Origin of the sequence: Streptomyces sp. 6-11-2 (assembly GCF_006540305.1) — a bacterium.
In the GTDB taxonomy this organism is placed as follows: Bacteria; Actinomycetota; Actinomycetes; order Streptomycetales; family Streptomycetaceae; genus Streptomyces.
On sequence record NZ_BJOR01000001.1, the window covers coordinates 7,570,251 to 7,595,990 of the forward strand.

22 protein-coding genes, 1 tRNA gene and 1 pseudogene are annotated in these 25,740 nt (G+C 69.2%); 6 read left to right on the plus strand and 18 right to left on the minus strand.

Annotation, left to right across the window (positions count from 1 at the left end; translation table 11 throughout):
- Positions 1 to 168 precede the first annotated feature (168 nt).
- Entirely contained in the window at positions 169 to 687 is a 519-nt protein-coding gene (locus TNCT6_RS33980) for a hypothetical protein (RefSeq protein WP_141365269.1), read from the minus strand.
- 878 nt (positions 688 to 1,565) lie between these two features.
- On the opposite strand from TNCT6_RS33980, the gene TNCT6_RS33985 reads away from it, so the two are divergent.
- Positions 1,566 to 2,501, plus strand: coding sequence for a LysR family transcriptional regulator (locus TNCT6_RS33985; protein ID WP_141365270.1), 936 nt, complete (start codon positions 1,566 to 1,568; stop codon positions 2,499 to 2,501).
- A gap of 239 nt (positions 2,502 to 2,740) precedes the next feature.
- Here the strand turns inward: TNCT6_RS33985 and TNCT6_RS33990 are convergent, their stop codons facing one another.
- Positions 2,741 to 3,151 carry a hypothetical protein gene (locus tag TNCT6_RS33990; RefSeq protein WP_141365271.1) on the minus strand — a complete coding sequence of 137 codons (411 nt, stop codon included), beginning with the start codon at positions 3,149 to 3,151 and terminating at the stop codon, positions 2,741 to 2,743.
- Between the two features lie 591 nt (positions 3,152 to 3,742).
- Here TNCT6_RS33990 and TNCT6_RS33995 point away from each other — a divergent pair.
- Complete coding sequence (locus TNCT6_RS33995; RefSeq protein WP_141365272.1) at positions 3,743 to 4,201, plus strand: SRPBCC family protein; 459 nt, start codon at positions 3,743 to 3,745, stop codon at positions 4,199 to 4,201.
- A gap of 159 nt (positions 4,202 to 4,360) precedes the next feature.
- Here the strand turns inward: TNCT6_RS33995 and TNCT6_RS34000 are convergent, their stop codons facing one another.
- Both TNCT6_RS34000 and TNCT6_RS34005 read right to left on the minus strand, forming a co-directional pair.
- Positions 4,361 to 5,017, minus strand: coding sequence for a hypothetical protein (locus TNCT6_RS34000; RefSeq protein ID WP_141365273.1), 657 nt, complete (start codon positions 5,015 to 5,017; stop codon positions 4,361 to 4,363).
- A gap of 573 nt (positions 5,018 to 5,590) precedes the next feature.
- Positions 5,591 to 6,034 carry a nitroreductase/quinone reductase family protein gene (locus TNCT6_RS34005; RefSeq protein WP_141365275.1) on the minus strand — a complete coding sequence of 148 codons (444 nt, stop codon included), beginning with the start codon at positions 6,032 to 6,034 and terminating at the stop codon, positions 5,591 to 5,593.
- 451 nt (positions 6,035 to 6,485) lie between these two features.
- On the opposite strand from TNCT6_RS34005, the gene TNCT6_RS34010 reads away from it, so the two are divergent.
- A tRNA-Met gene (locus TNCT6_RS34010) sits at positions 6,486 to 6,559 on the plus strand.
- Between the two features lie 335 nt (positions 6,560 to 6,894).
- Here TNCT6_RS34010 and TNCT6_RS34015 read toward each other — a convergent pair.
- From TNCT6_RS34015 to TNCT6_RS34035, 5 genes are all read right to left on the minus strand, one after another.
- Positions 6,895 to 7,269, minus strand: a complete 375-nt coding sequence (locus tag TNCT6_RS34015) for a DUF6223 family protein (RefSeq protein ID WP_141365277.1) — start codon at positions 7,267 to 7,269, stop codon at positions 6,895 to 6,897.
- A 266-nt stretch (positions 7,270 to 7,535) separates the two neighbouring features.
- The gene (locus TNCT6_RS34020; RefSeq protein ID WP_141365279.1) at positions 7,536 to 8,018 is read right to left on the minus strand and encodes a hypothetical protein; all 483 of its coding nucleotides are present in this window, start codon (positions 8,016 to 8,018) and stop codon (positions 7,536 to 7,538) included.
- 437 nt (positions 8,019 to 8,455) lie between these two features.
- Positions 8,456 to 9,049, minus strand: coding sequence for a hypothetical protein (locus tag TNCT6_RS34025; protein ID WP_253266323.1), 594 nt, complete (start codon positions 9,047 to 9,049; stop codon positions 8,456 to 8,458).
- A gap of 1,334 nt (positions 9,050 to 10,383) precedes the next feature.
- Entirely contained in the window at positions 10,384 to 10,587 is a 204-nt protein-coding gene (locus TNCT6_RS34030; RefSeq protein WP_253266324.1) for a hypothetical protein, read from the minus strand.
- 815 nt (positions 10,588 to 11,402) lie between these two features.
- Positions 11,403 to 11,999 (minus strand): hypothetical protein, encoded by a 597-nt coding sequence (locus tag TNCT6_RS34035; RefSeq protein ID WP_253266325.1) that lies wholly within the window; start codon positions 11,997 to 11,999, stop codon positions 11,403 to 11,405.
- 855 nt (positions 12,000 to 12,854) lie between these two features.
- Between TNCT6_RS34035 and TNCT6_RS34040 the strand changes: the two genes are divergently transcribed.
- The 3 genes from TNCT6_RS34040 to TNCT6_RS34050 all read left to right on the plus strand — a co-directional run bounded on the left by TNCT6_RS34040 (position 12,855) and on the right by TNCT6_RS34050 (position 16,260).
- Positions 12,855 to 13,433, plus strand: coding sequence for a TetR/AcrR family transcriptional regulator (locus TNCT6_RS34040; protein ID WP_141365281.1), 579 nt, complete (start codon positions 12,855 to 12,857; stop codon positions 13,431 to 13,433).
- A gap of 19 nt (positions 13,434 to 13,452) precedes the next feature.
- Positions 13,453 to 15,417 carry an FAD-dependent oxidoreductase gene (locus TNCT6_RS34045; RefSeq protein ID WP_141365283.1) on the plus strand — a complete coding sequence of 655 codons (1,965 nt, stop codon included), beginning with the start codon at positions 13,453 to 13,455 and terminating at the stop codon, positions 15,415 to 15,417.
- Between the two features lie 312 nt (positions 15,418 to 15,729).
- A complete protein-coding gene (locus TNCT6_RS34050) occupies positions 15,730 to 16,260 on the plus strand; it encodes a peptidylprolyl isomerase (RefSeq protein ID WP_141365285.1) in 531 nt (176 codons plus the stop codon).
- A gap of 419 nt (positions 16,261 to 16,679) precedes the next feature.
- Here the strand turns inward: TNCT6_RS34050 and TNCT6_RS34055 are convergent, their stop codons facing one another.
- The 9 genes and pseudogenes from TNCT6_RS34055 to TNCT6_RS34095 all read right to left on the minus strand — a co-directional run bounded on the left by TNCT6_RS34055 (position 16,680) and on the right by TNCT6_RS34095 (position 25,735).
- A complete protein-coding gene (locus TNCT6_RS34055) occupies positions 16,680 to 17,360 on the minus strand; it encodes an HdeD family acid-resistance protein (protein WP_141365287.1) in 681 nt (226 codons plus the stop codon).
- A gap of 769 nt (positions 17,361 to 18,129) precedes the next feature.
- Positions 18,130 to 18,984, minus strand: a complete 855-nt coding sequence (locus TNCT6_RS34060; protein WP_141365289.1) for an amidohydrolase — start codon at positions 18,982 to 18,984, stop codon at positions 18,130 to 18,132.
- Complete coding sequence (locus TNCT6_RS34065) at positions 18,981 to 19,295, minus strand: L-rhamnose mutarotase (RefSeq protein WP_141365291.1); 315 nt, start codon at positions 19,293 to 19,295, stop codon at positions 18,981 to 18,983. Before TNCT6_RS34065 ends, TNCT6_RS34060 begins: the two co-directional genes overlap by 4 nt.
- Positions 19,292 to 19,982, minus strand: a pseudogene (locus TNCT6_RS34070) (aldo/keto reductase). Before TNCT6_RS34070 ends, TNCT6_RS34065 begins: the two are co-directional and overlap by 4 nt.
- Positions 19,979 to 20,734 (minus strand): SDR family NAD(P)-dependent oxidoreductase, encoded by a 756-nt coding sequence (locus tag TNCT6_RS34075; protein ID WP_141365293.1) that lies wholly within the window; start codon positions 20,732 to 20,734, stop codon positions 19,979 to 19,981. The pseudogene TNCT6_RS34070 and the gene TNCT6_RS34075 overlap by 4 nt, the downstream one beginning before the upstream one ends.
- Entirely contained in the window at positions 20,731 to 22,071 is a 1,341-nt protein-coding gene (locus TNCT6_RS34080; RefSeq protein ID WP_141365295.1) for an L-fuconate dehydratase, read from the minus strand. The genes TNCT6_RS34075 and TNCT6_RS34080 overlap by 4 nt, the downstream gene beginning before the upstream one ends.
- Positions 22,072 to 22,108: 37 nt before the next feature.
- Entirely contained in the window at positions 22,109 to 23,134 is a 1,026-nt protein-coding gene (locus TNCT6_RS34085) for an ABC transporter permease (protein WP_141365297.1), read from the minus strand.
- Positions 23,127 to 24,638 carry a sugar ABC transporter ATP-binding protein gene (locus TNCT6_RS34090; RefSeq protein ID WP_141365299.1) on the minus strand — a complete coding sequence of 504 codons (1,512 nt, stop codon included), beginning with the start codon at positions 24,636 to 24,638 and terminating at the stop codon, positions 23,127 to 23,129. Before TNCT6_RS34090 ends, TNCT6_RS34085 begins: the two co-directional genes overlap by 8 nt.
- The gene (locus tag TNCT6_RS34095; protein ID WP_141365301.1) at positions 24,635 to 25,735 is read right to left on the minus strand and encodes a sugar ABC transporter substrate-binding protein; all 1,101 of its coding nucleotides are present in this window, start codon (positions 25,733 to 25,735) and stop codon (positions 24,635 to 24,637) included. Before TNCT6_RS34095 ends, TNCT6_RS34090 begins: the two co-directional genes overlap by 4 nt.
- Positions 25,736 to 25,740: the final 5 nt, after the last annotated feature.

The window sequence follows — 25,740 nt, forward strand, 5'->3', positions numbered from 1 at the left end:
CGCACGCACCGCGTCGCACCGGTCTCCCACGGCGGCGCCGGCCTACGAACCACAGACGGCCGAGTACGACGAGCGCAGCCTCAGGTGCACGTCCCCTCACCACTGCCTCGCCGGTCGGTCACCAGCCGCCAGGCCGCAACCCCAAGGCTGCCTAAACACTCGGGCCCGCTATATCAGGTCGCTGATGACCGGATGCACTGACGACACCGGGCAGGTGAAGATGCGCATGGTCTCATGCCGGCCGAGCCGCACATCTGTGGGGGACTGACGACGAAGGCGGCTGTTCACAGGACCATCGAGGAATTCGGCCGGGGCCCAACTCGCCGTGCCGCCGTCCCATTCGACGCTGGCCATCGCGGCGACGAATCGCATCTTGTTGCCGCATGTGTGGCACCGCACCGGCCCGAAATAGCCCTGGTAGTTCCAGGGTTCGTGCCCGCCGAGCTTCCAGCCCGGTGCGGTTGACAGCTCCCAGCGGTATCTGGGCTCGTGGTCTTCTGGGTCGTCCGTGGTGAAGGTGGCCATCTCCCACTCGTCGACCCGGGCCTCGAACTCCTCGCCCAGCGCACCAGGGTGCGGATACTCGGTGACCGGCTCCGGCCGAATCAGACACGGTGTCGGCAGATAGCCAGGCTCCGCCAACGGCGACGGGTTCGGGTGACGTCGCGAAGCTGCCGGAGAGGTCACGGCTGTGGCGGTAGCGGACGTGCACGAACGGGCCGGCGATGCCGTTGTAAGGCACTGCCGCATCTTCGTAGCGGTGCTGGAACGGACACCACAGGATCTGCAGGACGTCCGTATCCTGCGGGAAGCCGTCGTACCAAGGCACGTCCCGTGCGTACACCTGCATGACCGGAAGCATGGGCCAGGCCATATCAGCCGGGATTTCGTCCCAGGTGATCTCTCCGAGGCCGGCGAACGTCGTCGCTGACCGTTTACCGCGGACGTTGTCGGGACGGTGCGGCCGGCGAAGCTTGAGGTGCTGACCGCCGGGACAGGTCGGCCACGCCTCGTCTGCCGGCCACGCCAGCGGCCCACCCACGGAGCTCTGGTACGGGTCCGGGCCGGCGGGATCCGGGTGCAACCGGATCGCTGTCCTTGCGTGATCAGCCAGCTCGGGAAAGAACGAGATGACATCCAACGGCCGAGGCGGAGTCACTGGAACACTCACTGCTGCCGTCCTTGCCTTTGAACAGTGCACCCGCCGACCACAACCACGTGCGGGGCCGAGAAACGTGCGATCACGCACGGCATCGTACGGTCCTCGCCCCCTCGCAACAGCCCCGGCCACCGCTCTGGGCTCCCTTCCGGATGCACAAGTCTCCGGCTGGGACATCTGCGCGGACATCGGCGGGGGAGTTCCGCCGCACGCGGCCGGTACTGATCATGACGGACCTGAGGCGGTTCACGGCGCTGCTGGCCTGCTCCTCATGCCGATGCCCCTTGCCACTCACCCGCACAACCGATCCGCGATCGGAGGCATCAAAGCGAGCACCATGCCCGGGGATCAAACCAACCACAGGGCCCCTGGCCACAACCAATGGTTGTGATCGTAGGGTGTCGACATGGACCTTGACTCCGTCCGGACCTTCGTCGTCGCCGCCGACGCGGGGCAGTTCCAGGAGGCCGCCGCCGAGCTGGCGGTCACCCAGCAGGCTGTCTCCAAGCGCATCGCCGCGCTGGAGCGCAACCTCGGCGTGCGGCTGTTCACCCGTACGCCGCGCGGTGCCGAGCTCACCATCGACGGGCAGGCGTTCCTGCCCCACGCCCGGGACCTGCTGCGCGTCGCCGAACGCGCGGTCGCGTCCGTGCGCCCCGGCCGCCGTCCACTGCGCGTCGACGTGATCAACTCGCGCGGCGCGGCATCCGGCCTGATGCGCGGCTTCCACCGCGCGCATCCCGAGACCGAGCTCGACGTGGTGTGGCTGTTCGACATCGAGACGGCCATCGCCGCCATCCGGTCCGGTGAGATCGACGCGTCCTTCCGCGCCGTCGCCGCGCCCGGTCGGCCCCTGCCCGAGGACATCGAGTCCGTCCGGGTGCTCGACGAGCCGCTCCAGCTCCTCACCGGCCCCGCCCACGCGCTGGCGTCCGCCAGGTCGGTGCCCCTGGCTCGGCTCGCCGGCCACCGGATCTGGATGCCCGGCATCGTCCCCGGAACCGAGTGGGCCGCCTACTACGACGACCTCGTCGCCGAGTACGGTCTCACCATCGAGGCGACCGGCCCCAACTTCGGTTCCGACGCGCTCCTCGACACCATCGCCGACACTCCGCCCCTGGCCACCTTCATGGGCGAGTACACCCGCCTCGTCTGGCCCGCCGGCCACGGCCTGCGCCGCATCCCGGTCACCGAACCGACACCCGTCTACCCGCACTCGCTTCTGTGGCACCGCGACAACCCCCACCCCGCGCTGGCCGCCCTCCGCACCCACCTCGCCGCCACAGCGGCCGGCCACGACGCCGCCGGAACCTGGACACCGGGCTGGGTGCATCCGCGCTGAGCGCCACCGACCCATCGTGGCCGGAGTGACGGACGGTGGCCGGATCGACGGACGGCGGCTCGCGGCAGGCGCGGCCATCGGCACACTCCGGCTCTCACCCTCCGTACGCCTGAGCCCAGATGGCCCTCGTTCTTGATCGGCAGCAGAGACCCAGGGGATGGTCGATCGTGATCTGACTCAGCTCGACGCGGTGAGAACTGGCGTCTTCGCCGGTGGGACCGGTGCATGCGGGGTTGGCCCTAGCTGACGGGCCACACGCTTGGGCTGCCCGCTCGTACGTAGTCGGCGTACTCGTCCATGCCGAGGCCGCGGTTCATCCATCTGCTTCGGACTGCCCCGGTCAGCGACTCTGCCAGCTCGAGCGCCCCCAGCGGCTCGGACGTGATCCCGAGTTCGCAGAAGGGCATATCCTCGTCGTCCTCATGCGGGTAGAGGAACGGTGGCAGCTCGTAGAGATTCCGCTGTCCCTGGTAGCCGTCGGCCCGATCCACGCCGCCGTACAGCGTGATCACGTAACCCTGCTCCCGCGGCCAGATCTCCACCCATGCGACGCCCCGCTCGCCGTTGTGCTCCTTCGGTCCGAGGAACTGCTCGATCTCTGCTCCACGACGCAGTGACCCGACGGCGAACGCTTCAACCATGTAACGCATGCCACCACCGTAAACGGGAGGTCTGACAGCAATGAAGCCGACGGTGCCGGCGTCGATCAGACTGCCCTGTGATCATCATGGTGCGACTCAAGTTGAATACGGGACGGCCTGTGCCGCCGGTACAGACGTGGGCGCGTCGAGGCGCACGTCGCGGAGCTTGCAAGGCTCATAGCACCGCTCTTCTCGCAGCGTGACCTGCGGCGCATGGTGACGGCGCTCGGCGGGCGTCGGGTCGAAAGGCCCGCGCTCCTACGACTGGGCGGGGATTGCCACCGCCCCCACGCCACCACCTGCTCATCCGCCGCTCGATCAGCACGGGCGAACTCGCCTACTACCTCGGGTTCGTGCCCGAGCAGTACGTCTGCTCCTTGAACGACCTCGGCAAGGTCGCCGGAGCCCGGTGGGCCGTGGAGGACGACTTCCAGGACTCGAAGCAGGCCACAGCCCTCGACGGCATCCAGGTTCGCGGTTACCGCGCCTGGAATCGGCATGTCACCCTCGTCATGGCCGCCTACGCGCGGCTGGCCCGGCACCGCCGCTCTCCGGTCGGCGATGGGAGGATCACCGTGCCGTATCGAGGAGGGATCCGAGGTGCCGTCCACCGAACTGAAGCACACGTTCCAGATCGCCGTGCCGCCGCAGGAGGTCTTCGCGCACCTGGCCGAACCGTCGCATTACATCGGCCTGTCGCCACTCCTCGTCGCCGTCCGCGACGTGCGCCGCAGTGGCAACACCGTGCACTACACGGCCGTGGAACGCTTCCGGTTCCTGGGGGTCCTGCGGCACGACAACATCATCGACGTCACTCTCGTCGCCGCCCCGGACCGCCTCCCGCACTTCGCCGAGATCTCCGGCGAAGTCCGCAGCCCCGGCCGGGTCCGCATGAGCTACCGTTTCGCCATCGACCGCCACGCGGCCGGCAGCGTCGTCACCGACACCCTGCACCTGCACACGCCCCCGGGCCTGCTGCGCTTCGCCGCCTCCCAGGCGGGAGCGGTTCAGCAGGCCCGTGCCCGTGTGCTGACGGCGCGCCTGGCGCAGCCCGCCTGACGGCCGCTTGGCAGGCCGCCACCGGCACGCCCTGAAACCTGAAACCGGCACGATTGCGCATGCGTTTCGCCACGGCCGCGATGGTGTCAGGCCGCTCTCAACAGCGGCCTGACCGTCCATCCCGACGAACCTCACCTTTTTCGCCGGAGAGAGCTGAGCCTAGGCCCGAGGTGTGCCGTCCCAGCGCCATGTGGTCAGGCGAGAGCGTCCGGACAGTTCGGCACGTCCGGTGGCCCACAACAGGGTGGGCCAGGGTTCCGTGGATTTTGGAGCGTCTGGAAACAGCCGGGCGAGTACGCGCGCGCACAGGTCGGCGGGTGGGTTCCAGGCGAGGCCGAGCCCTTGCCCCAGGTCGTGCGTGTGTACCAGGGTCTCCACGATTCCCATGGCGGCGAAGCCCTCGGGGTCGGACATGCCGAAGACGTGGTGAGCGCGGGTCTGCGGCGGCCTGGTGCGCACCATGGCGACCAGCAGCGCACCACTCGCCTCCAACACCTGCAACAGGCCGGCGGGCCCCGCCTCACGGTTGGCGTGAATGGCGTTCGCCGGGCCGCCTGGCCGTCGGCTCTCCCACACGAAGGGCACCTCCCCATCCAACGGCGGTGCTGTGGGGCCCAGTTGCGTGGCGTACGCGAAGAGGTCGTCGCTGAGGTGCTCGACGGTCTCCCAGCAGTCCCATGCCAGCGAACCGGCCCTACCGTCCCACGCGGCTGGGGGCGCCTCGCGAAGGGCCTTCACAGCGAGCTGCACGGCAAGGTCGAGGTCGTCCGCAGTGACAGGGGACGGGGAGCGGCCAGTCTCGGCTGATCGGGACATGGCAGGACCGTACCGCGACCGGAAGGAGTCGCGCCCTTCCTTTGTCACGGGCCGCGCCTCTCGTCGACGAGGTGAAGGCCGGGACCGGCAGCGCGATGACCGACGAGGTCGGCGTCATCGCAGATATCAACAGGAGGGCACCCCCGCCTTGCCCCGATGATGGAGCTTGCTCCGCTTTGGTGGAAACCGTCAGCAGTCGCTGCGAAGCGCACCAGCCTTCGGTGAACCCGTTGCGCAATTGGGTGAATGCGCACACTCTCGATCTCGTCCGGGGCCTGTGGGGTGGAGCTCCCGAGGGGCAGCCTGATCAGGGCCTGCCGTTCGGCCGCGGGACGGAGTGGTGGGCGTGTCGCCCAGCCGTGACAACACCCGACAAGCTCGACGACGTCCGCTACGTCGTCGACGACTTCCAAGCCTGCAGCGACTTCCAACGAGTGACGCCAGGTTCGAGGAGAACCTGGCGACCGCGCGGGCGTACCACGAACAGCACTTCCGCCTCGCGATGATCTCGAACCTGGCGTAGCGAACAACCGGCGAAAGCACCGTAGCCTGGTTCGACCCGTGACCTAACACTCATTCAGGCAGGGCGTCGTCTGATGCGCCAGGCTCCAGTTTCACGATGGGGAACTTGCGCGAAGTCCTGGTCTCGTACTGAGCGCTGTCGGGCCAGTACGCCGACCAGATTCCGTAGAGACGTTCCCAATCGGGCGACGCATGCGTGACAAGGGTAGGGGTCGTTTCGAGGATCTGTTTTCCCACCTCGATGGTTACCTTGGGCATGGCGGCGACGTTGCTCACCCACGCTGGATCTCTTTCCGCGCCGCGTGCGGTGCCGCAGACGAGGAAACAGTTACCGTCGGCCGCGTACACCAGGGGGTTCACCCGCTTCTGGCCGGTACGGCGGCCGACCGTGTGCAGGAGCAACAGGTTCTTGCCCGCGAAGAAGCCTCCTACAATGCCGCCCTGCGCCCGGAACTGGGCAATGACCTGCTTGTTTACTTCGTTGACGTTAGTCATGTCCGCCTCTTCGTGGCCGAGGACCTGTCTTGCTATTAGCTAACCAGTGAGGTAAGCGGCTGCGCCGAGCCACGCCGAAGCTGTGCAACGCCGTACACCCCGGGCTCCGAAGACCAGGACTGCGGCGACGGCAGTGACCAAGCATGGAGGCAGGAAAACGCCAGGATGAGGCAGCCGAACATGACGAGGACGGGGGGATGGCGCGCACCAGGCGGCCCCCGGCGGGCGAGGGTGAAGACGGAGGCGCAGGCGCGCTGCCACTGCGCCGGCGGCCGGCGGAGCGGCAGCCGCCCGGCAGGACTTGCTGGGCGGCGTCCAAGCAAGCAGCGTCTGTGGGGAACTTGGCCCCCAGCGCGTCCAGGGCGTGGGTCATCTGGGCCTTCACCTCGTCGGCGGCTGCCCTCGATGCCAGCTTCAGCCATATGTATGTGTAGAGTGATCGTATCGACGACGCGGGGTGGAGCAGCTCGGTAGCTCGCTGGGCTCATAACCCAGAGGTCGCAGGTTCAAATCCTGTCCCCGCTACGAGATGGAGAGGGCCCGGAATCCGGGCCCTCTCTTGTTTCCGCTGTGCATGCGTTGAGGGTCCGCACCGCCGATGGGGCCTCCCCTGCGAACCACGGTCGTGGGTGTCAGGCAGAGGGCGAGCAGGGGGGGCGCGGGGCCGTGGCTGGTTCCCTGTTCCGGTCGCGGCTTCGTGAGCGGGAGTATTGAGGCTGGTCACGAGCCGTAGCCTCCGCCCGCCAAGGCGTTGGTGCCGACCTGCATCGCAGGCGGGACGGCGGCCGGAGCGTCGAGCTAAAGGAGCTGCGGCGCAGTTGGTGCCTGACAGGCGGACCGCCGGTCAGTCGATTCCCCGGTCAGCCTGTGCGGCGGGAGCGGGCCAGGGCCAGCTGGCCGAGGACTGCGGCGATCAGCCCCAGCACCAAGGCCAGGGCGCCACCGACTACTCCGTTGCCGGTGCCAGGACCACCGTCGGCGACGGCCAGGTTCAGCGTGCCGACGACGATGCCGAACAGCCCCGCCACCATGGCCACGAGGGCCCTGCTTCGCCTGTTGCCGGCGCCGATGCGACCGGCGGAGCGGGCCAGGGCCAGCCCGATGACCACGCCGGCCAGCGCCACGAGTGCGGCCGTGCCACCCACGAGTCGTCCGGTGGTCAGACTGTAAACGGCTGCCGACTGGACCGAGTCATGCGCGGACGCCGGCGCAGCAAGCACAAATCGGACTGACATGAGGGGCTCCTCCTACGGCTGGACGTCGTCCGATCATGTCTGCCAGACCCACAGCTGGTCGTCCGGCGGGCGTAGGCAATTCGCGCTGCCACCGATGCCGCATCCGGCTACCGCGGACGCTGCGGGAGTCGCGAAGGTACCGCGTGTGCGGTACCAGGCCGATCATCCACACTGGGTTGGGCGGGAGTGGGCCGGGCGGAGACGGGTTTCGTGAGGTTGCGGGCCGTGCTGTTGTTGGTGGTGTGTGCAGGGGGTGGGGGCTTTGGTCACACTGCCCGGCTGAGGTCTCTGTCGAATTCGTGGTGGCTGGGTGAGCCGATGTTGTCGCTGGTGGCGGTCCATCTGTGGCTGAAGGCGACGGGGATGTCGAGGGCGAGGAAGTTCTTGCCGTCCGCTGTGTGGGCGCGTAGGTGGAGTCGGTGTCTGGCGACGGGCACGGTCTGGGGGATGTGGAGGTTCCAGGTCTGTTTCCACGGTCCGGCGGGTGGTTGGGCGTCACCCGACAGGCTGGTGCCCATGCTTGCCAGCAGGTCGGGCAGCTTGTAGCTTTTGTCCAGTATTTTCATGGGGCCGATCTTCATGATGACCCGGCAGGTGACCTGGGTCAGGTCGACCGTCTCTTTGAGATGGCACTCCATGTCCCAGCGGACTTGGTGTCCGAGGCGTGGCAGTGCCGGGGTGCATGTGATGTCGAGGATGTCCATGACGTAGCTGTCGTCGCTCGAGTCCTCCACCAGGCGGTTGTTCATAGGAGTCACCCCGTGTCTTGGGTGCGGAATGTGCCCTGTGGTCGTGTGGCTTTCCGTGCCGTCCTGCCTCCGTGTGGGTGTGGTCATGCCGGGTCGGGGGAGTTGCACCAGGTATGCAGCTTTTTGCTTCCATCACCCGTTTGGGCTCACCCGGCCGCCGCGGCAGGGGCCGGTGACCCTCGCGGGGGAACACCGCCAACTGGGGATGTTTCAGCAGGAATCCCCTTGAGGGTGAACCGGTGAGGCGGGAGGAAGTCGGCGCGGGCAGCCTCGCAGCGCCTTCTGGTCGGTTTAGCATGGCGTGCAAGGTGCGTGGACCGTCGGGAAAAGGGGCAGGCGGGCGCCACGTGCCGGGTGCCCCGAGGGGTCTGAGACCAGAACCCCGGCCCGATTACGGCGGGCCGGGGTTCTATATGCTGCTCATGGCGTGGCTGGGTTTAGAAGTCGTCGAAGTCGAAGTCGAAGTCTTCACCGTGGTGGCGCTTGACCACCCGGAAGCTGCCCACCACTCCGTCCTTGACGTGGATGCCCTTGGTGTGGTGCACCTTGACGCCGTTGGCTTCGCTGTGGGGGCCGACGGTGGCGACGGGGGCGCCGTTGTCGCAGGTCGCGCCGCGGAAGAACTCGACGGCCCGCTTGCTGTCGTTGCGGATGTTGAAGCTCTTGGAGCCCAGGCCGCTCACCACGGTGATGCAGCCGTCTGGCTGGGCGGAGAACGACCGCTCGTTGATGAAGATCCTGCCGATCTCGTGGTGGCGACGCTTGCCGTGCTCGCCGCCCTGGCCACCCTCGCCGCGCTCGCCGCCTTCGCCGCCGCGGCCGCCGCGGCCGCCGCCCTCGTTGCCCTTGCCCTGTCCGGACTCGCCGCCCATCGGCGCCTGGGCGGGAGCCTGCTGGACGACGGCCGGAGCCGCCGGGGCCGCCTGGGGCGCCGGCGCGGGGGCGGCGGTGGCGTAGGTGATGCCGGTCGCGGCGAGTGCCGCAGCGGCGCAGACGGCCGCGGTGACGGCGGTGGAACGGGTCATGATCATGGTGTCTTGCTCCTGTCTCAGAGAGGCCGGCTTTTGCGGCCGGCGTGTGATTGAACGTACTGACCGCTCCCAAAGCTGTCATTTCGGGCGGATCGGAATGGCTGGTGTGGGGGAGCCGAATGGGGTACCCAGAGCACCCGGCGGCACGGTTTTCCAGCTACTGACGACACGTCAATCCTCAAGAAGTTTCGGGCAGATTGATGAGGGATTAGGCCTTCAAGGTGATCTCTGATGCCTGATCACCCGTGCGGCAGCGAGTCGCCTGGAATTACCAGCGCGAAAGACTCATCAGATTCCGGGACGGGCGGGGCACGGACCGGATCACGTGGGCCCTGCCCCGATGACGCCCCCTCACCCGGCGGGCGCCGGCGTTCGGCAGGTCCGCCGGTGGGGGTCCGGCATTCCGTCAGGGCCGCAGCCCAAGGGTTGCGAGGCCTTGACCGGGTTGCTCGCTTGAGGACCTCGAAGCCTTGGGTTTCACCGCACCCCGTGCGCTGCCCTGCCACTGTGAGGCGCCGGCGTGCGTTCATGGATCGGCGGCTTCTGCCGACCGGGGATCGGCGTCAGCGGTGCCGGTGAGCGCGGCCGGTCGGTGCTGGTGAACCGGTCCGGCACGTCGATTTGGTGACCCTGCAGCAGCTGCCGGACGTGAGCGTGCCGGTCCGGGGCACGGATCGTCAGGTCCGCCAGTGCTCGGGCCACAAGGTGGGAACGAGGTCCCACACCCGCGCGGGGAGGGAGGTTGCAGCGGGCCTGCCCAGCCTGTCCCCACGACCCATGCCGCGGCGCCGATGCCGGCCAAGAGGCCAAAAGCTCCCGCACGTTTTCCACAAGGTGCGGGTCTTGCTGGTGGCGGAGCTGCCGAACGAGGACCGCGATACCTCGTCGCGCACCCGCCCGGCCAGATCCTGCCCCTCCCATGAGGCCCGGCGGCCCAGCGGCCCACCCTCGTGGCCACGGGCACGGCAGCAGTCTGCCGGGGTCGGCAGGGATGGGTATCGCTTCGTCGCCCACCCGGCCCCGGCAGCCTCCGTATCGTCATTCATTGCACCCCTCAACCCCCGGCTTTTCGCCTTCCAGTCGGGCGCCAACAGCGCTAACAATCAGTTGAGTTGACGGATCGTCGTACGTCGGAGTCGATCTACGCCTGGGCTCGGCGTGGACAGCGAGCCAGCCGACTGCCCCGGCAACCACGTGTCGGAGGATGCCCGCTCCGGTGATCGCCGAGCGGATCGGCTGGCTCTACCTACTACCGCCACTGCGCAAGCGCCTCGCGCTGATCCGACCCAGTACGTCGGCATCGAGCAAGGGCACCGGCGCCGGGCGCCGCTGAGTCACAGCGTCCACCAGCAATACAAGCTCAGGCCGTTTGACTGAGCGCGCTGAGCCAGTTCGGCCAGGTTCTCCAAAAGGCTGGCCGTGACCTCGACGCTGATCCCCATCTGCCGGAGTTCATCGGTCATCGACCACAGCTCGGCAAACCGAACGAGGTCGTTCTGCGTCGCCGTGACGAGGGCATCGACCAGGGTGTCCGACATGCTGACCACGAACGGCGGGCCGTCCTCCGGCTCTGACAGCAGCTGTCCGGAACGCGCTTCTCATGGTCGGCTGGGCGGTCGGCTGCCTGGGTTCACTGAGGTTCGTCGGGGGATGCTCCTGCGGAGGGGCGACGTCAAGTACCTGCGGATCGGGACCGGCCTGGGTCATGTCACGCGGATCGAGTTCCTCGAGCGGAAGGGGTGCGGCCACGCTGCCCCAGCGCGTCCCGTGGCCTCGCCGCGTGGTCCGCTGGATCGTGACCGGCCCGGGCCCGCTCCCCGGTTGGTGGCGGCATGCGGGGGTGAACGTGATGTCGAGGATGTCCATGACGTGGTTGTCGTCGCTCGTACCTTCCACCAGGCAGTTGCTCGTCTCGCACATCCCCTGGTGTCTCGCGTGGGGAAAGGGAAAGCGCCTGTGGTCGCGTGGCCGGTCACTCCGCCCTGGGATTGGTGCTTGTCGTGGCGAGCCAGGTCGGGGGAGGGGCACCGGGTGTGCGGCTTTCGCCTTTCGTCACCCGTTCGGGCTCACCCGGGCGTCGCGGGGTGAGCGGTGGACGCTATGGAAGAACACCGCCAACTGGGTGTGTTCCAGCGGGAGTCTGCTTGGGGGTGAACCGGTGAAGCGGGAGGTGGTCGGCGCGGGCAGCCTCGCAGTGCCTTCGGGCCGGTTTTAGTATGGCGTGAAAGGCGCGTGGACCGCGAAGCGGCGGTCGGGTGTGGGCGCCACGTGCCGGTGCCCGGGGGCTGAGACCAGAACCCCGGCCCGATTGCGGCGGGCCGGGGTTCTCGATGGTTCGCTTGACGGGGCTGGTTCAGAAGTCGTCGAAGCCGAAGTCGTCGAAGTCGAAGTCGCCCTTGTGGTGACCGACCACTCGGATGCTGGCCACGACTCCGTCCTTGACGAATACGCCTCCGGAGTGTCCGGGCTTGACGCCGTTGGCTTCGCTGCGGGGGCCGACGGTGGCGACGGGCGCGCCGTTGTCGCAGGTCACGCCGCGGAAGACCTCGACGGTCCGCTTGCTCTCGTTACGGATGTTGAGGCTCTTGGAGCCCAGGCCGCTGAGCACGGTGATGCAGCCGTCCGGGGCGGCGGAGTACGTCCGCTCGTTGATGAAGATCCTGCCGATCTCGTGGTGGCGGCGCTTGCCGTGCTCGCCGCGCTCACCACCCTCGCCGCGCTCACCACCCTCGCCACGCTCGCCGCCGCGGCCGCCGCCCTCGTTGCCCTTGCCCTGTCCGCCCTCGCCGCCCATCGGGGCGTAGTCCGGAGCGGGTGCCTGCTGGGCGACGGCCGGGGCCATCTGGGGAACCGATGCGGGGGTGGCGGCGGCGTAGGTGATGCCGGTCGCGGCGAGTGCGGAAGCGGCGGAGATGGCCGCCGTGACCGCGGTGGAACGGGTCATGATCATGACGTCTTGCTCCTCTCTCTGAGGGGCCGGCTGTGAAAGCCGACGTGTGATGAACGTAATGACCACCCCCAAAGCTGTCATTTCGGGTACATCGGAAGGGCTGGCGCGGGGGAGCCGAACGGGGTACCCAGAGCACCTTCAGGTCCGGCTCGCTGCGTGCTGACGGCACGTCAATCTTGTGATAATTGCGGACAGATTGATGAGGCGTTAGGCCTTCAAGGTGATCTCTGACGCCTGCTCACCCATGCGGCAGCGGGTCGCCTGGAAGTGCCGCCCCGGACGACTCGTCAGATCCCGGGACGGGCGTGGCGCGCACGGGATCACGGCAACCCCCGCCTTCCGGGGTCTTGTGCCCAATTTGGCCGCCGTCCGGTTGTGGACCGGGCGACCGTCCGGTGGTCAAGAGAGTGAGAGCCCCGAGGCCGGACCCCCATGACGCCCCCTCACCTGGTCGGGGCGTGCTCGTGCGATCCGTCCAGCCGCGGTATCGGCGCAGGTCACACCGCCACCCAGCTGACGAGTCCGTGCCCGGGCGGCGGTGACACAACGACAGCCTGGACGAGGCTCGCTTGCCCATGTCGGCGCCTCAACTCAAATTCCCTCACCACGTGCGGCTTGTGACCCCGGGCCAACTGCATGCGTGCGCTGCGCAACGTGCGGGGCGTGACCGTTCGCACTCGTCCTGGGTGGAGCAGACCTTCGTAGCGTGGATGCCGGCACGCTGATGCCGCAGGGTGACGCCGAGAAGAGTCCGCCGGGTATCGGGGAGGGGTGGCATTGTGTTGCCCGTCACAATAATGCGTTATTATTGAGCGCGAGACGGGGCGGCGAGAGCTTGAAGCGGCGGGAGTGAGAATGGACGAGCAGAGGGAGCGCATTCTGCGGGCGGCTGCCGAGGTGCTGGCTGAACGGGGCTTTGACGCAGGCCGGTTGCGTGACGTCGCCACGACGTCCGGTGTGTCCATCGGTGCGCTGCAGCACTACTTCGAGACCCGTGACGCGCTCTTCCGTGAAGCCTTCGCCTGGTCGATCGACGATCTGGTCGAACGCTGGCGGGCGGCGGCCGCCGACGCGGCCAGTGCCTGGCGCCGCTTCGAACTGCTGGTCACGGCACTCACCACCGATCCCACCCTCACCCGGCGCTGCGCCACTTGGACCGAGTTCTGTGCGAGCGCCTCCCGTCGTGAGGAACTGCGCGAAGGCGTGCACCGGGTCCATGCCGAGTGGCAGGCGCTGGTCCGCGAGATTGTCCACCAGGGCCTGCAAAGCAAGGAGTTCGATCCGGTCGTCCCGGCCGACCTGGCCATCGGGTCGCTGGTGGCCCTGGTCGACGGCTGCGAAATGGCAGTGGCGTCCGGATCCGGGCTCACCGCTGAACGTTACGCCGAGCTGATGCTCGGCACCGCGCGCGTGCTGCTCGGCGTATGCGCCTAGGCTTCGGAGAGGACATTCCATGGGAGTGAGGTTCCCGCACCTGTTCAGCCCGCTGCGGATAGGGCAGGTGACAGTGCGCAACCGGATCCTGTCCTCGGGCCACGACACGGTGCTGGTCAGGGACGGCGAGGTCACCGAGGAACTGATCGCCTACCACGAAGCCCGCGCGAAAGGCGGCGTCGGCCTGATCGTGCTCCAGGTCTCGGGCGTGCACGAGTCCGCCCGCTACACCACTCACGTGCTCATGGCCACTGACGACGAGTGTGTCCCCGGCTATGCCAGGCTCGCGCAGGCGGTGCACCGGAACGGAGCGAAAGTCTTCGGCCAGCTCTTCCATCCCGGCCGGGAGATCCTGGAGTCCAAGGACGGCAGCGCACCGGTCGCCTGGGCGCCCTCCGCAACACCGAGCGAGCGCTTCCATGTCATGCCGCGCGCCATGACCGAGGCCGAGATCCGCGAAGTCCTCGACGGCTACGGCCACGCAGCCCGCCGACTGCGTCAGGCCGGGCTCGACGGCGTAGAGATCGTCGCCAGCCACGGCTACCTGCCGGCGCAGTTCCTCAACCCCGAGGTGAACACCCGCAACGACGGCTGGGGCGGCGACCGGCAGGGGCGGATCCGCTTCCTGCGCGCGGCGCTGCGCCGCGCGCGGGAGGAGGCAGGAGACGGCTTCGTGGTCGGCCTGCGCATCTCCGGCGACGAACTGAGCCACGACGGCCTCAGCAGCGAGCTGGTGCTTCAGTCCGTGACCGAACTCGACGCCGAGGGACTCGTCGACTACATCTCGGTTTGTGCGGGTAGCTCGTCCAGCCTGTCCGGGGCCCAGCACATCGCCCCGCCCATGTTCCAGCCCGCCGGCTACACCGCGCCGCTCGCCGCCAAGGTGCGCGCCGTCGTCGGTGTCCCCGTGATGGTGGCCGGGCGGATCAACCAGCCGCAGGAAGCAGAGCAGATCGTCGCAGGCGGTCAGGCGGACATGTGCGCGATGACCAGGGCCCTGATCTGCGACCCGGACCTGCCGGCCAAGGCTGCGGACGACCGCGCCGAGGAGATCCGCGCCTGTATCGGCTGCAACCAGGCCTGCATCGGCCACTTCCAGCTCGGCTACCCGATCTCCTGCATCCAGCGCCCGGAGACCGGCCGCGAGCGCCGCTTCGGAGTACTGCCGACGATCACACGGCGCAAGAAGGTGCTGGTGGTCGGCGGTGGACCCGCCGGCCTGAAGGCCGCGGCCGTGGCCGCGGCACGCGGCCACGAGGTGGAACTGCACGAGGCAGGACGACGCGTCGGCGGTCAGGTGCTCCTTGCTCAACTGCTGCCCGGCCGTGCCGAGTTCGGCGGCGCGGTCACCAATCTCCAGGGCGAGGCGCGACGAGCGGGAGCCCGCATCCTCGTGGGCTCACGAATGGACGGCCCAGCCCTTGCCGCCGCGGCGCCGGACGCCGTGGTGCTCGCGACCGGCGCACGGCCTCGCCACCCACGGCTGGAGCTGATCGACGATCCCGTGGTGCTCGATGCATGGTCGGTGATCCGTGGCGGCGAGGTACCGCGCGGACGGATCGTGGTGGCGGACTGGCGCGGCGACTGGATCGGCCTGGGCGTCGCTCTTCAACTCGCAAGCCAGCGGCGGAAGGTGACGCTGTGTGTCACGGGCTTCGCGGCCGGCGAGCACCTGCAGCAGTACGTACGAGCCGCCATGTTGGCCCAGGCGGCACGGGCACGGATAGAGATCCTGCCCAACGTGCGGCTCTACGGCGCCGACAGCGACACCGTGTACCTTCAGCACACCCTCACCGAGGAGCCGGTGCTGCTCGAAGGGGTCGCAGGCACCGTCCTCGCACAGGGTCACGACCCGGTCAACGAGTTCGACCCCGTCGGCCTCGGCGTCCCGGCCGACCGTGTCTTTGCCGCCGGGGACTGTGTCACCCCCCGCACCGTGGAGGAAGCGGTCCTGGAGGGACTGACCGTGGCGACGCAGCTTTGACGTCCTCGTCTCCGTGAACGGGGCGATTCCCGGCCACCGCGCCGTTTGAAGGCTGCGGTATCGGGGATCCAGCTTCGCCGTGCCGGGCCGACTCCCGGGCTGTGCACCGCGTTCACTTGCTTGGTCGGAAACGGACGCTGCTCTGCGTCATGTCGTCCTCGGTGATCCGGGTCGGGTGCCCGCGCGCTGCCCCGGGGCGGTTGCTCGTTCGCTCGGTGTCACCCATGCGGGTGACATGCCGTGGCGTCGCTTCGGTGTCCTCCGTCCGGCCAGGACACTGGCCGGACCAGTCGGATGTAGCGAAGGATTGTGATGGCGGCGGAAGATCTGTACGCGACGCTGAAGACCAACAGGGGCGACATCGTGGTCCGGCTGCTGCCGAATCACGCGCCCAAGACCGTCCGGAACTTTGTGGAGCTCGCCACGGGCGTCCGGCAGTGGGTCGATCCCAACACGGGTCAGCCGAGCACGGAACCGCTGTACGACGGCACGGTCTTCCACCGGGTCATCGAGGGTTTCATGATCCAGGGCGGTGACCCCCTGGGCAACGGCACCGGCGGCCCCGGTTACAAGTTCGCGGACGAGTTCCACCCGGACCTGGCGTTCACCAAGCCCTACCTGCTGGCCATGGCCAACAGCGGACCGGGCACCAACGGCTCCCAGTTCTTCATCACTGTCGGGCCGACCACCTGGCTTACCGGCAAGCACACCATCTTCGGCGAGGTCGCCGACGAGGCCAGCCAACGTGTCGTCGACACCATCGCCACGACGGAGACCAACCCCCGCAACGACCGTCCGGTCCAGGACGTGGTGATCGAGAAGGTCGTCATCGAGACCCGCTGACCGACGAAGAGCCGCGGTCGACGCTGCCCCGCCGCGTAGACCACGTCCGTGGCCTGGAGATCGTCCCGACGTGGTGCCCAGCCACCAGCCCGCCAAGGCCCCGGCCGGCGGATGCGCCTCGGCGGGCTGAAAGGCAGGCATGGCGGGCGCCGTCGGACTCACCCCGGAACGCTGTCGCTGACCTCGTCGCCGGCCACGGGCGCCGCGCCCGTCCGTTGGCCGCCGGCGGGCCTGGCGCCGCGCAGGCCGAATGCCGAGACCGCCGCCCAAGCAGCCGGCGCGGTCAGCGCCGTGCCATCCGTGTACGGAGTCGCACCTCGCACATTGGGTGCAACAGGAGAAACAGAGAGTGAGTGGGGGAGGGGACGGACAAGGTGTGGCCCGCCGCTCCCCTCAGCCGCCCGATCCGGCTCCGCCGGTCAGTGCTGCGGGTGCGGACGGGCGTGGAACAGGGGCCGCCGCTGGGTGGGGGCCGTGCCCGCAGCGAGATGGCCGATCTCGACGCGCGTCCTGATGGCGCGGATCACCTCGGTCAGGCCCAGGACTATGGCCATGACGCCCACGACCAGGGTCAGTGTCGCGATCGAGGCGAACGGCATGATGATCATCACGACACCTGCCAGAGCCCCGATGATGCCGAAGGCCACGTGCCAGCCGCGCGCCGGCATCTCGTGAGCGGAGGCCGCCGCAGCCGTCTCAGTGGTGCCGCGCAGCAGCCAGCTGAAGCCGATCCACAGGGCGAGCAGCAGGATCGACTCCAGGGTGCCCCGGAAGCAGATCAGCCCCAGCAGGATGGAGGCCGCACCGGTGATGAAATGCAGTACGCGAAGATGCCGGGGCACGTGCGTGCCGAAGGCGCCGGCCAGCGAGAATACACCGGTGACCAGCAGGTAGATGCCGAAGAGCAGGCCGACGACCCGCAGTGTCGCGCCTGGCCAGACCAAGGCGATGACGCCCAGGGCGATGCTGGCGAGGCCCATGGTGAGCAGGATCTGCCAGCCCTTGTTCGCCAGGGCAGCCATGCCTTCGGCCAGGGGACTCTCTTGTGGCTCGGTGCCGCGCGGGGCAACGGGGCCTGGGGAATCGGAAGGAGATGTCATGACACCTACCTCCTCCTGGGAGCAGCGTGGTGACGTCCGTACACGTCCATCGTCACCCGGTCGGCCTCATGCTGCTCGGTGGGGACGGCGGGGGTTCGTGGCGCAGGAGTGCGCCCGCGTCCGGGCCTCCTCAGTGCTCTTGAGCTACCGACTTCGAACGCAGGCGTGTGTCCAGTCGATGAGCCCTCCCAGTACCTCGACTGGTTGACATCTGGACCTGGTCGATGGGGACGTGGAGCCGGGCTTGACGGATCCACGTCCTTACTGCTTGTGCCGCCGGAACTGCTTGTGCCGCCGGACCCGGCTCGTGCCGCCGCGGCGTGCTGACCTGCCGTGGTCGGGGTCATGGTCGGGGCCGCTCAACCCAACCGCAGGTTCGAGGAGACTCTCAGCCCCGTCTCTCGAAGCCGTGCTCAGGCTCATTCGCATTCACCCGGCCGCTGCGCTGGGCGGGCGCGGTCGGGGGCCGGCGTTTTAGCGTCGTATTGCCTTGCGCTGTGACAGGACCGCAAGGCTCGGGCGGCCCTTGCACGCAGCGCCCTGGGCAAGGGCCGCCGTCCCACCTGCCACGTGGTGGGCGGCGGGGAGCAGACTCCTGCCTGGTCGGCCCCAACCGGCTCGCGCGATCGGATGCGCACTCCCGGTACCGACCGCGTGGCCGCGTTCTCCACCGTCGTCGCCCGCCAGCGGCAGCGGCGAGCCGGCCGGGATCACCGGCAGCGAGGGTCTGACGATCGACGCCGAACGGCACGCACCGGATCTGGTTCGACTACGAGCTCGACTGAGCCAGCCCGTAGACGCGCGTGGCCGTCCCCTCGAACACCGCGGTGCGTTCGTGCTCGGTGAGCGTGGAGGTCAGGTCCCGGGCCGTGGTCAGGACTTCCTCGTAGGGGGCCGCGAGGGTGCACACCGGCCAGTCCGAGCCGTACATCAGGCGGTCCGGGCCGAAGGCCTCCAGCACCACGTCCGCGTAGGGGCGCAGGTCGGCCGGCATCCAGGAGGTGAGGTCGGCCTCCGTGACCATGCCCGACAGCTTGCAGACGGTGTTGGGTCGCCCGGCGAGCGCACGTACGGCGCTCGCCCAGGGCTCCAGTTCTCCGGAGACGATGGGTGGCTTGCCCAGGTGGTCGAGGACGAAGGTGAGTCCCGGGACGATCGCGGCCGCCTCCACGCAGGCCGGCAGCTGGTGGGGCAGGACGACCAGGTCGTAGGCGAGGCCCGCGTCGGCCAGGGCGGCCAGGCCCCGCCGTACGTCGGCCCGCAGCAGCCATTCCGGGTCGGGCTCGCCCTGCACCTGGTGGCGGATGCCCTTCAGGAAGCGGCCGCCGGGGAGTGCGCGCAGGCGGGCGAGTTCGTCGGCGACGTCGGGGCGGGTGAGGTCGGTCCAGCCGACGACACCGGCGATCAGATCGTGCCCGGCGGCCAGAGCCAGCAGTTCGGGGGTCTCCTCCAGCACGGTGACCGTCTGGACGAGCACCGTGCGGGCCACTCCGGCCGCCGCGGCACTGGGTTCCAGGTCGTCCACGGTGAAGTTTCTTCTGATCGGCCGGAGTCGGGGGCCCGTGATCCAGTCCTGGTCGCGGATCGACAGGTCCCAGACGTGATGGTGGGCGTCCACGGTCACGGCAGCTCCCACACGACGGGCAGCCCCGTGTCGGCGCCCCCGCGGGAGTAGTCGTGCACGACGTCGAGCAGCTCGGCCATACGGGCCTGCCAGGCGACGTTGACCGGCAGCCGCTCCAGTTGGGCGAGGAGGCGGGGGTAGTCCTCGCACTCCAACAGGTGGAAGAGGTCGGTGCCGCTGCGCCAGATCGTCCAGGAGGTGGCCCCGGCGGCGCGGATGGCGGCGGTCAGCTCGGCCGGGACCTCCCGGTGCGCGGCCTCGTAGTCGGCGATCCGGTCGGGCCGGACCTTGGTGTGCAGGGCGACTCTCATGACGACTCCTCCGTGGGCAGCAGACCCGTCTCGCGCAGTTCCCGCCAGAAGGCGGCGGGAACGTGGATTGCGAACTGCTCTGCACAGTCGCGGATTTCGGCGGCCGCGCCGACACCGTACGTCGACGTCGGGTCCGCCGGGAGATCGGAGTTGACGCCGCCGCCGATGACGACCGACGTGCCGCGCTCGATGGCGGCCGGGAAACAGGTCGGCGAGGGCGCTCTGGTCGAGGAGGGTGTAGCGGTCGGCGCACAGCACCACGTCGACGTCGGTGTCGTGGACGAAGCGGGTGAGCATCGCGGACTGGTTCGTGCCGGCGCCTATCGCCTCGACCACGCCTTCGGAACGGAACTCCGCCAGCACCGGACAGCCCTCGAGGAAGGCCTGCCCGGCGTGGTCGTCGGGGTCGTGGAGGCAGACGTCGAGGTGGTCCAGGCCGAGGCGGTCCATGCTCGCCTCCAGGCCGCGGCGGATGCCGTCGGCGCTGAAGTCCCGGACACGGCCCTGCGTGCCGGGTACCGCGAAGCGGTTGGCCAGGTCGTCGCCCGTACGGTCGGCGGGCTGCAGGCGGCGGCCCACCGGCTCGTGCGCCTCCTCGTCACCAACGTGCCGGTTGAGGTCGACGATCCCGGTGGCGCCGAAGCTCGGCCGGCTGCCCTCGACGCCGCTGCGGCCAAGGGTGGTCACCGGCCCGCCGGGCGTAGCCGCAGGCCCTGCATGCCGCCGTCGACGGCGAGTGCGGTACCGGTCGTGGCGCCGGACAGGGGACCGGCCAAATAGGCGATGGCGCCGGCGACTTCGGCGGCGGTGACGAGCCGACCGGTGGGCTGCCGGGCCTGAAGTGCGGCGCGTTCGGCGGCCGGGTCGGGGGCGGCGTCCAGCAGGCGGCCGACCCACGGTGTGTCCACCGTGCCGGGATTGACGCAGTTGACGCGGATGCCCTCGCGGACGTGGTCGGCGGCCATGGCGAGGGTGAGGGAGTACACGGCGCCCTTGGTGGCGCTGTACAGGGCGCGCTGGGGCAGGCCGGCGGTGGCCGCGATCGAACAGGTGTTGACGATCGCCGCGTGCGAGGAGGCGCGCAGGTGCGGCAGGGCGGCGCGGGCGGTGCGGACCATGCCGAGGACGTTGACGTCGAAGACGCGGCGCCACTCCTCGTCGTCGTTGTCCTCGACGCTGCCCTGGGCGCCGATGCCGGCGTTGTTCACCAGGACGTCGAGTCCCCCGAGGGCTTCGGCGGCCTGCGCGACGGCCCTGCGCACCGAGGTGTCGTCGGTGACGTCGGCCCGGAAGGCGAGCAGCGGCTTCACCACGGACGACGGGTCCAGGTCCAGGACGGCGACCTGCCCGCCCCGCTCGGCGAGGAGTTCGGCACTCGCCCTGCCGATACCGGAGGCGCCTCCCGTCACCAGCGCCGTGAGTCCCTGGAAGTCGCTCATGCCGCATGTCCCTTCTGCAGGTCGGGGTCTGCGGCCCAGAAGGTGCCGCCGGGGAAGGTGTACCGCGCGATGGACTCCGCCCGCATGGCGGCCGAGAAGCCCGGGGCGGTGGGGGCCGCGTAGTGACCGTCCTGGATCACCACCGGGTTCAGGAAGTGCTCGTGGAGGTGGTCGACGTACTCGATGACCCGGTCCTCGGTGCTGCCGGAGACCGCGACGTAGTCGAACATCGCCAGGTGCTGCACGAGTTCGCACAGGCCGACCCCGCCCGCGTGCGGGCAGACGGGGACTCCGTACTTGGCGGCCAGCAGCAGGATCGCGAGGTTCTCGTTGACGCCGGCGACGCGGGCCGCGTCGATCTGGAGCACGTCGAGGGCGCCTGCCTGGAGCATCTGCTTGAAGACGATGCGGTTGTGCACGTGCTCGCCGGTGGCGACCTTCACGGGGGCCACGGCCTTGCGGACCGCCGCGTGGGCGAGGATGTCGTCGGGGCTGGTGGGTTCCTCGATCCAGTACGGGTCGAACGCGGCGAGCGCCCGGGTCCAGCGGATCGCCTCGGCCACGCCCCAGCGCTGGTTGGCGTCGATGGCGATGCGGATGTCCGGCCCGACCACCGTGCGGGCCACCCGGCAGCGGCGCACGTCGTCGTCCAGGTCCGCACCGACCTTCAGCTTGATCTGGGTGAATCCGTCGGCAACGGCCTGGGCGGCGAGCCGGCTGAGCTTGTCGTCGTCGTAGCCGAGCCAGCCCGCCGAGGTCGTGTAGGCGGGGTAGCCACGCTGGAGCAGGCGCGTCGTGCGCTCCTTCGCGCCCTCCCGGCCACGGCGCAGGATCCGGAGCGCCTCCTCGGGGGTGAGCGCGTCGGTGATGTAGCGGAAGTCGATCTGGCTCACCAGCCACTCGGGGTCGGCCTCGGCGAGCAGCCGCCACAGGGGTTGCTGCGCGCGCTTGGCGGCGAGGTCCCACACGGCGTTGACGACCGCGCCGATCGCCATGTGCATCACGCCCTTCTCCGGTCCCAGCCAGCGCAGTTGACTGTCGCCGATCAGGTCCCGGAAGAGTGAGCCGGGGTCGCCGCACACGTCGTCGACCAGGCGTCCGACCACGTGGTGGCGCAGCGCGTGGATCGCGGCGACCTGGACGTCGTTGCCCCGTCCGATGGTGAAGGTGAAGCCGTGTCCCTCCGCTCCGCCGTCCTCATCCGTGCGCAGCACGACATAGGCCGCCGAGTAGTCGGGGTCCGGGTTCATGGCGTCGGAGCCGTCGAGTTCGCGCGATGTGGGGAAGCGGATGTCGTGGGTGTCGACCGCGATGATGCGGGCGGGCGTCGCAGACACGGATGGCCTTTCGGTCGGTGACGGGAGAACCGGCGGGTCAGTCCTGGGCACGGCCCGTCGTCACACGGGCGATCATGAGCGCGACCAGGATGATTCCGCCGTAGATGGCCTGGATCCAGAACGACGGCACCTGGGCGAGGGTGAGCAGGTTCTGCACGACGCCGAGCAGAAGTACCCCCGTCAGGGCGCCGAACATGGTGCCCTTGCCGCCATCCAGGCTGATACCGCCGATCACCGCCGCCGCGAACACCGTGAAGATCATGTTCTGGCCCTGGTTGGCGCTGATCGCGCCGACGTAGCCGGTCTGCATGATCCCGCCGGTCGAGGCCAGGACGCCCGCGACGACGAACACGCCGAGCATGACCCGCTCGACGCGGATGCCGGCCGCGCGGGCCGCCTCCGTGTTGCCGCCGATGGCGTACAGGGCCCGTCCGATGCGGTGGTACCTCAGCAACAGCCCGGCGACCGCGAAGGCGACGGCCGCCAGCCACACCGACAATGGGATGGCAAGGAAGGTGGTGGTGGCCAGGGAATAGAAGCTGTCGGGCATGCCGAACAGCGTCTTGCCCTTGGTGGCACCGACCAGCAGACCCCGCAGCACGATCAGCATCGCCAGGGTCACGATGAAGGCGTTGAGTTTGAACCTGACGACGAGGACGCCGTTGAAGAGGCCGACGACCGCGCCCACCACCAGGATCGCGAGCAGGGCGAGCGGCGCCGGGAACTTCACGCCCCATCCGGACTGGTCCGAGGAGAGCACGAGGAGGGCGCCCACGGCCGGCGCGATACCGACGACCGACTCCAGGGACAGGTCGAACTTGCCGGTGATCAGTACCAGCGACTCGGCGAGCACGACCATGGCGAGGGCGGCGGAGGCGCCGAGGATCGAGATCAGGTTGCGCTCGGTGAGGAACGAGTCGTTGACGACCGTGCCGAGCACCATCAGCAGCAACAGCGCGGGCAACAGGGCGAGTTCGCGGGCCCGGCGCAGCAGGACCGTTCTGGCCGATCGTGTGGCGGCGCGTGGCGGCGCGAGCGGCAGAGCCGCCTTGGTGTCAGCCATGGTCCACTCCTTCGATGGAGGCGATCAGCTCGTGGTCGCGCCAGCCCGCCGGGTGCTCGGCGACGACGTGGCCGTGGAAGAGGACGAGGACGCGGTCGCAGCGGCGCAGGTCGTCGAGTTCGTCGGAGACGACGAGGACGGCGGTGCCGTCCTCGCGGGCGTTGTCCATCCGCGCCAGCAGTGACTCCTTGGACTTCACGTCGACGCCGGCGGTGGGGTTGATGAGCACGAGCAGGTGCGGGTCGGAGGCGAGGGCGCGGGCCATGACGACTTTCTGCGCGTTGCCGCCGGACAGGTCCGCCACGGGCTGTTCGGGGCCCTCGGTGTGGATGCCGAGGCGCTCGATCAGCTTGCCGGCGACACCGCGCTTGGTGTCGGTGGAGACGAAACCGAAGCGGCCGAGCCGGTCCAGCACACTCATGGTGGCGTTGTCGCCGACCGTCATGCCGGCCACCAGACCCTGTTCGTGCCGGTCGCGGGGCACACAGCCGACGCCCGCCCTGAGCGCGGCCCGCACATCGCCGAACGGGAGTTCCCTGCCGTCGAGTTCAGCGGTCCCGCCGGTCGGGGTGTGCAGTCCGGCGAAGGTCTCGGCCAGCTCGACCTTGCCGCTGCCGCTGGAACCGGCGAGTCCGACGACCTCGCCACCGCGGACGGTGAGGTCGACGTCCGCGTACGCCTCGGAGGTGAGCCCGCGCGCGTCGAGCACCACGGGAGTGCCGACGGCGTCCGCGTCGCGTACGTACACGCGCTCGTGCTCCGCGACCGGCTCTCCCGCCATCGCCTCCACCAGGGCCGCGCGCGACAGGTCGGCGACCGGCGCGGTCGTGATCCAGCGGGCGTCGCGCAGCACGGTGACGGTCTGGCAGACCTCGTACACCTCCTGGAGGTGGTGTGAGATGAAAAGGAAGGTGACGCCGGAGGCCTGCAGGGCGCGCATCCGCGTGAACAGCCGCTCGATCTCGCGGTTGTCGAGTTGGGCGGTGGGCTCGTCGAGGACGATGAACCGCGCGCCGAAGCTCAGCGCCCGCGCGATTTCGACCATCTGCCGGTCTTCGACCCTGAGTTCGCAGGTACGGGCCTCCGGGTCGACGTGCACGTCCCAGGTGTCGAGGAGGTCGGCGGCCTGCTTCCGCAGCCGGCGCCAGCTGATGAGGCGTCCGCGGCCTGTGGGCTGGCGGTTGATGAACAGGTTCTCCGCGACCGTCAGTTCGGGAATGACGGTCGGTTTCTGGTACACACAGGCGACCTTGCGGCGCCAGGCGTCGCGATCGGTGAGCGCGGGCGCGGGCTCGCCGTCGAAACGGACCTCGCCCTTGTCGGGCGCCTGGAGGCCGGTGAGCACGGCGACGAGGGTGGACTTGCCGGCGCCGTTGCGGCCGACGAGGGCGTGGGACTCGCCGGGCAGGACGGTGAGCCGGCCGTCGGCGAGGGCGACGGTGGGTCCGTAGCGCTTGACGATGCCCCGCGCCTGAACCAGCGGGGTGGTGTCGAGGCTGCTCATCGGACCGTGTTGCCCCAGAGGTTGGGGTCGTCGACGTTGTCCTTGGTGACCAGTGGCGCGGGCAACTGGTCCTCGAGGATGCCGCTGGGCAGCTTGACGATCGTGGAACTGTGGTCGGTGGGGCCCGGCTTGAACGTCCTTCCCTCCATTGCCGCCTTGATGTAGTACATGCCGTACTTGGCGTAGTCGTCGGCGGGCTGCGAGACGGTGGCGTCGATCTCGCCCTTGCGGATGGCCTCGTACTCCTGCGGAATGCCGTCGTTGGAGACGATGACGATGTGCCCGGCCGTGCCCGCTTTCTTCAGCATCCTCTTGGACTTCAGGGTCTGCAGCGTGGGCGCGAGGTAGACACCGCCCGCCTGCATATAGATGCCCTTGGTGTCGGGGTTGGCGTTCAGCAGCGTGTCGAGCTTGGAGGCGGCGGTGTCGGACTCCCACTTGGCGGGGATCTCCAGCACCTTCAACTTGGGGAAGTTCTTCCGCACGCAGGAGCGGAACGCCTCCGAGCGTTCGCGGCCGTTGACCGAGGCCAGGTCGCCCATGACCTGCACGACCTTGCCCGAGCTGATGTGCGCGCCCAGGTACTGGCAGGCCTTCTCGCCGTAGGCGACGTTGTCCGCCCGCACGACCATGGCGACCTTGCCCTTGTCGGGTGCCACGTCGACGGCGACCACGGGGACGCCCTTGCGCTCGGCCTGGTCGAGTCCGGCCTGGATGGCGGCGCTGTCCAACGGGGCGACCACGAGGCCCTCTACACCCTGGTTGAGCTCGTTGTTGATGTCGGTGATCTGCTGTGAGGGGTCACTGTTGGAGTTGACCGTCTTCAGTGCGTCGACGCCCTGGGACGTGGCCATCTTCGGCACGTAGTCGTTGTACGACTGCCAGAAAGGCGAGGTCAGCAGGGGAAGGATCACCCCGACCTTGCCGCTGCCGTCCCCCTTGGTGCCCGCCGCGCCGCTGTCCTTGGTGCTGCCGCATGCCGTGAGCGCCAGGGTGCCGCAGACGGCCGCGGCCGTCGCGCGCACCGTCCACGAGGAGAATCGCCTGCCTTGCCGCCGCCTGCCTTGCCGTCCGTTCCGCGCTGTGCTGCCGGCCATCTGTC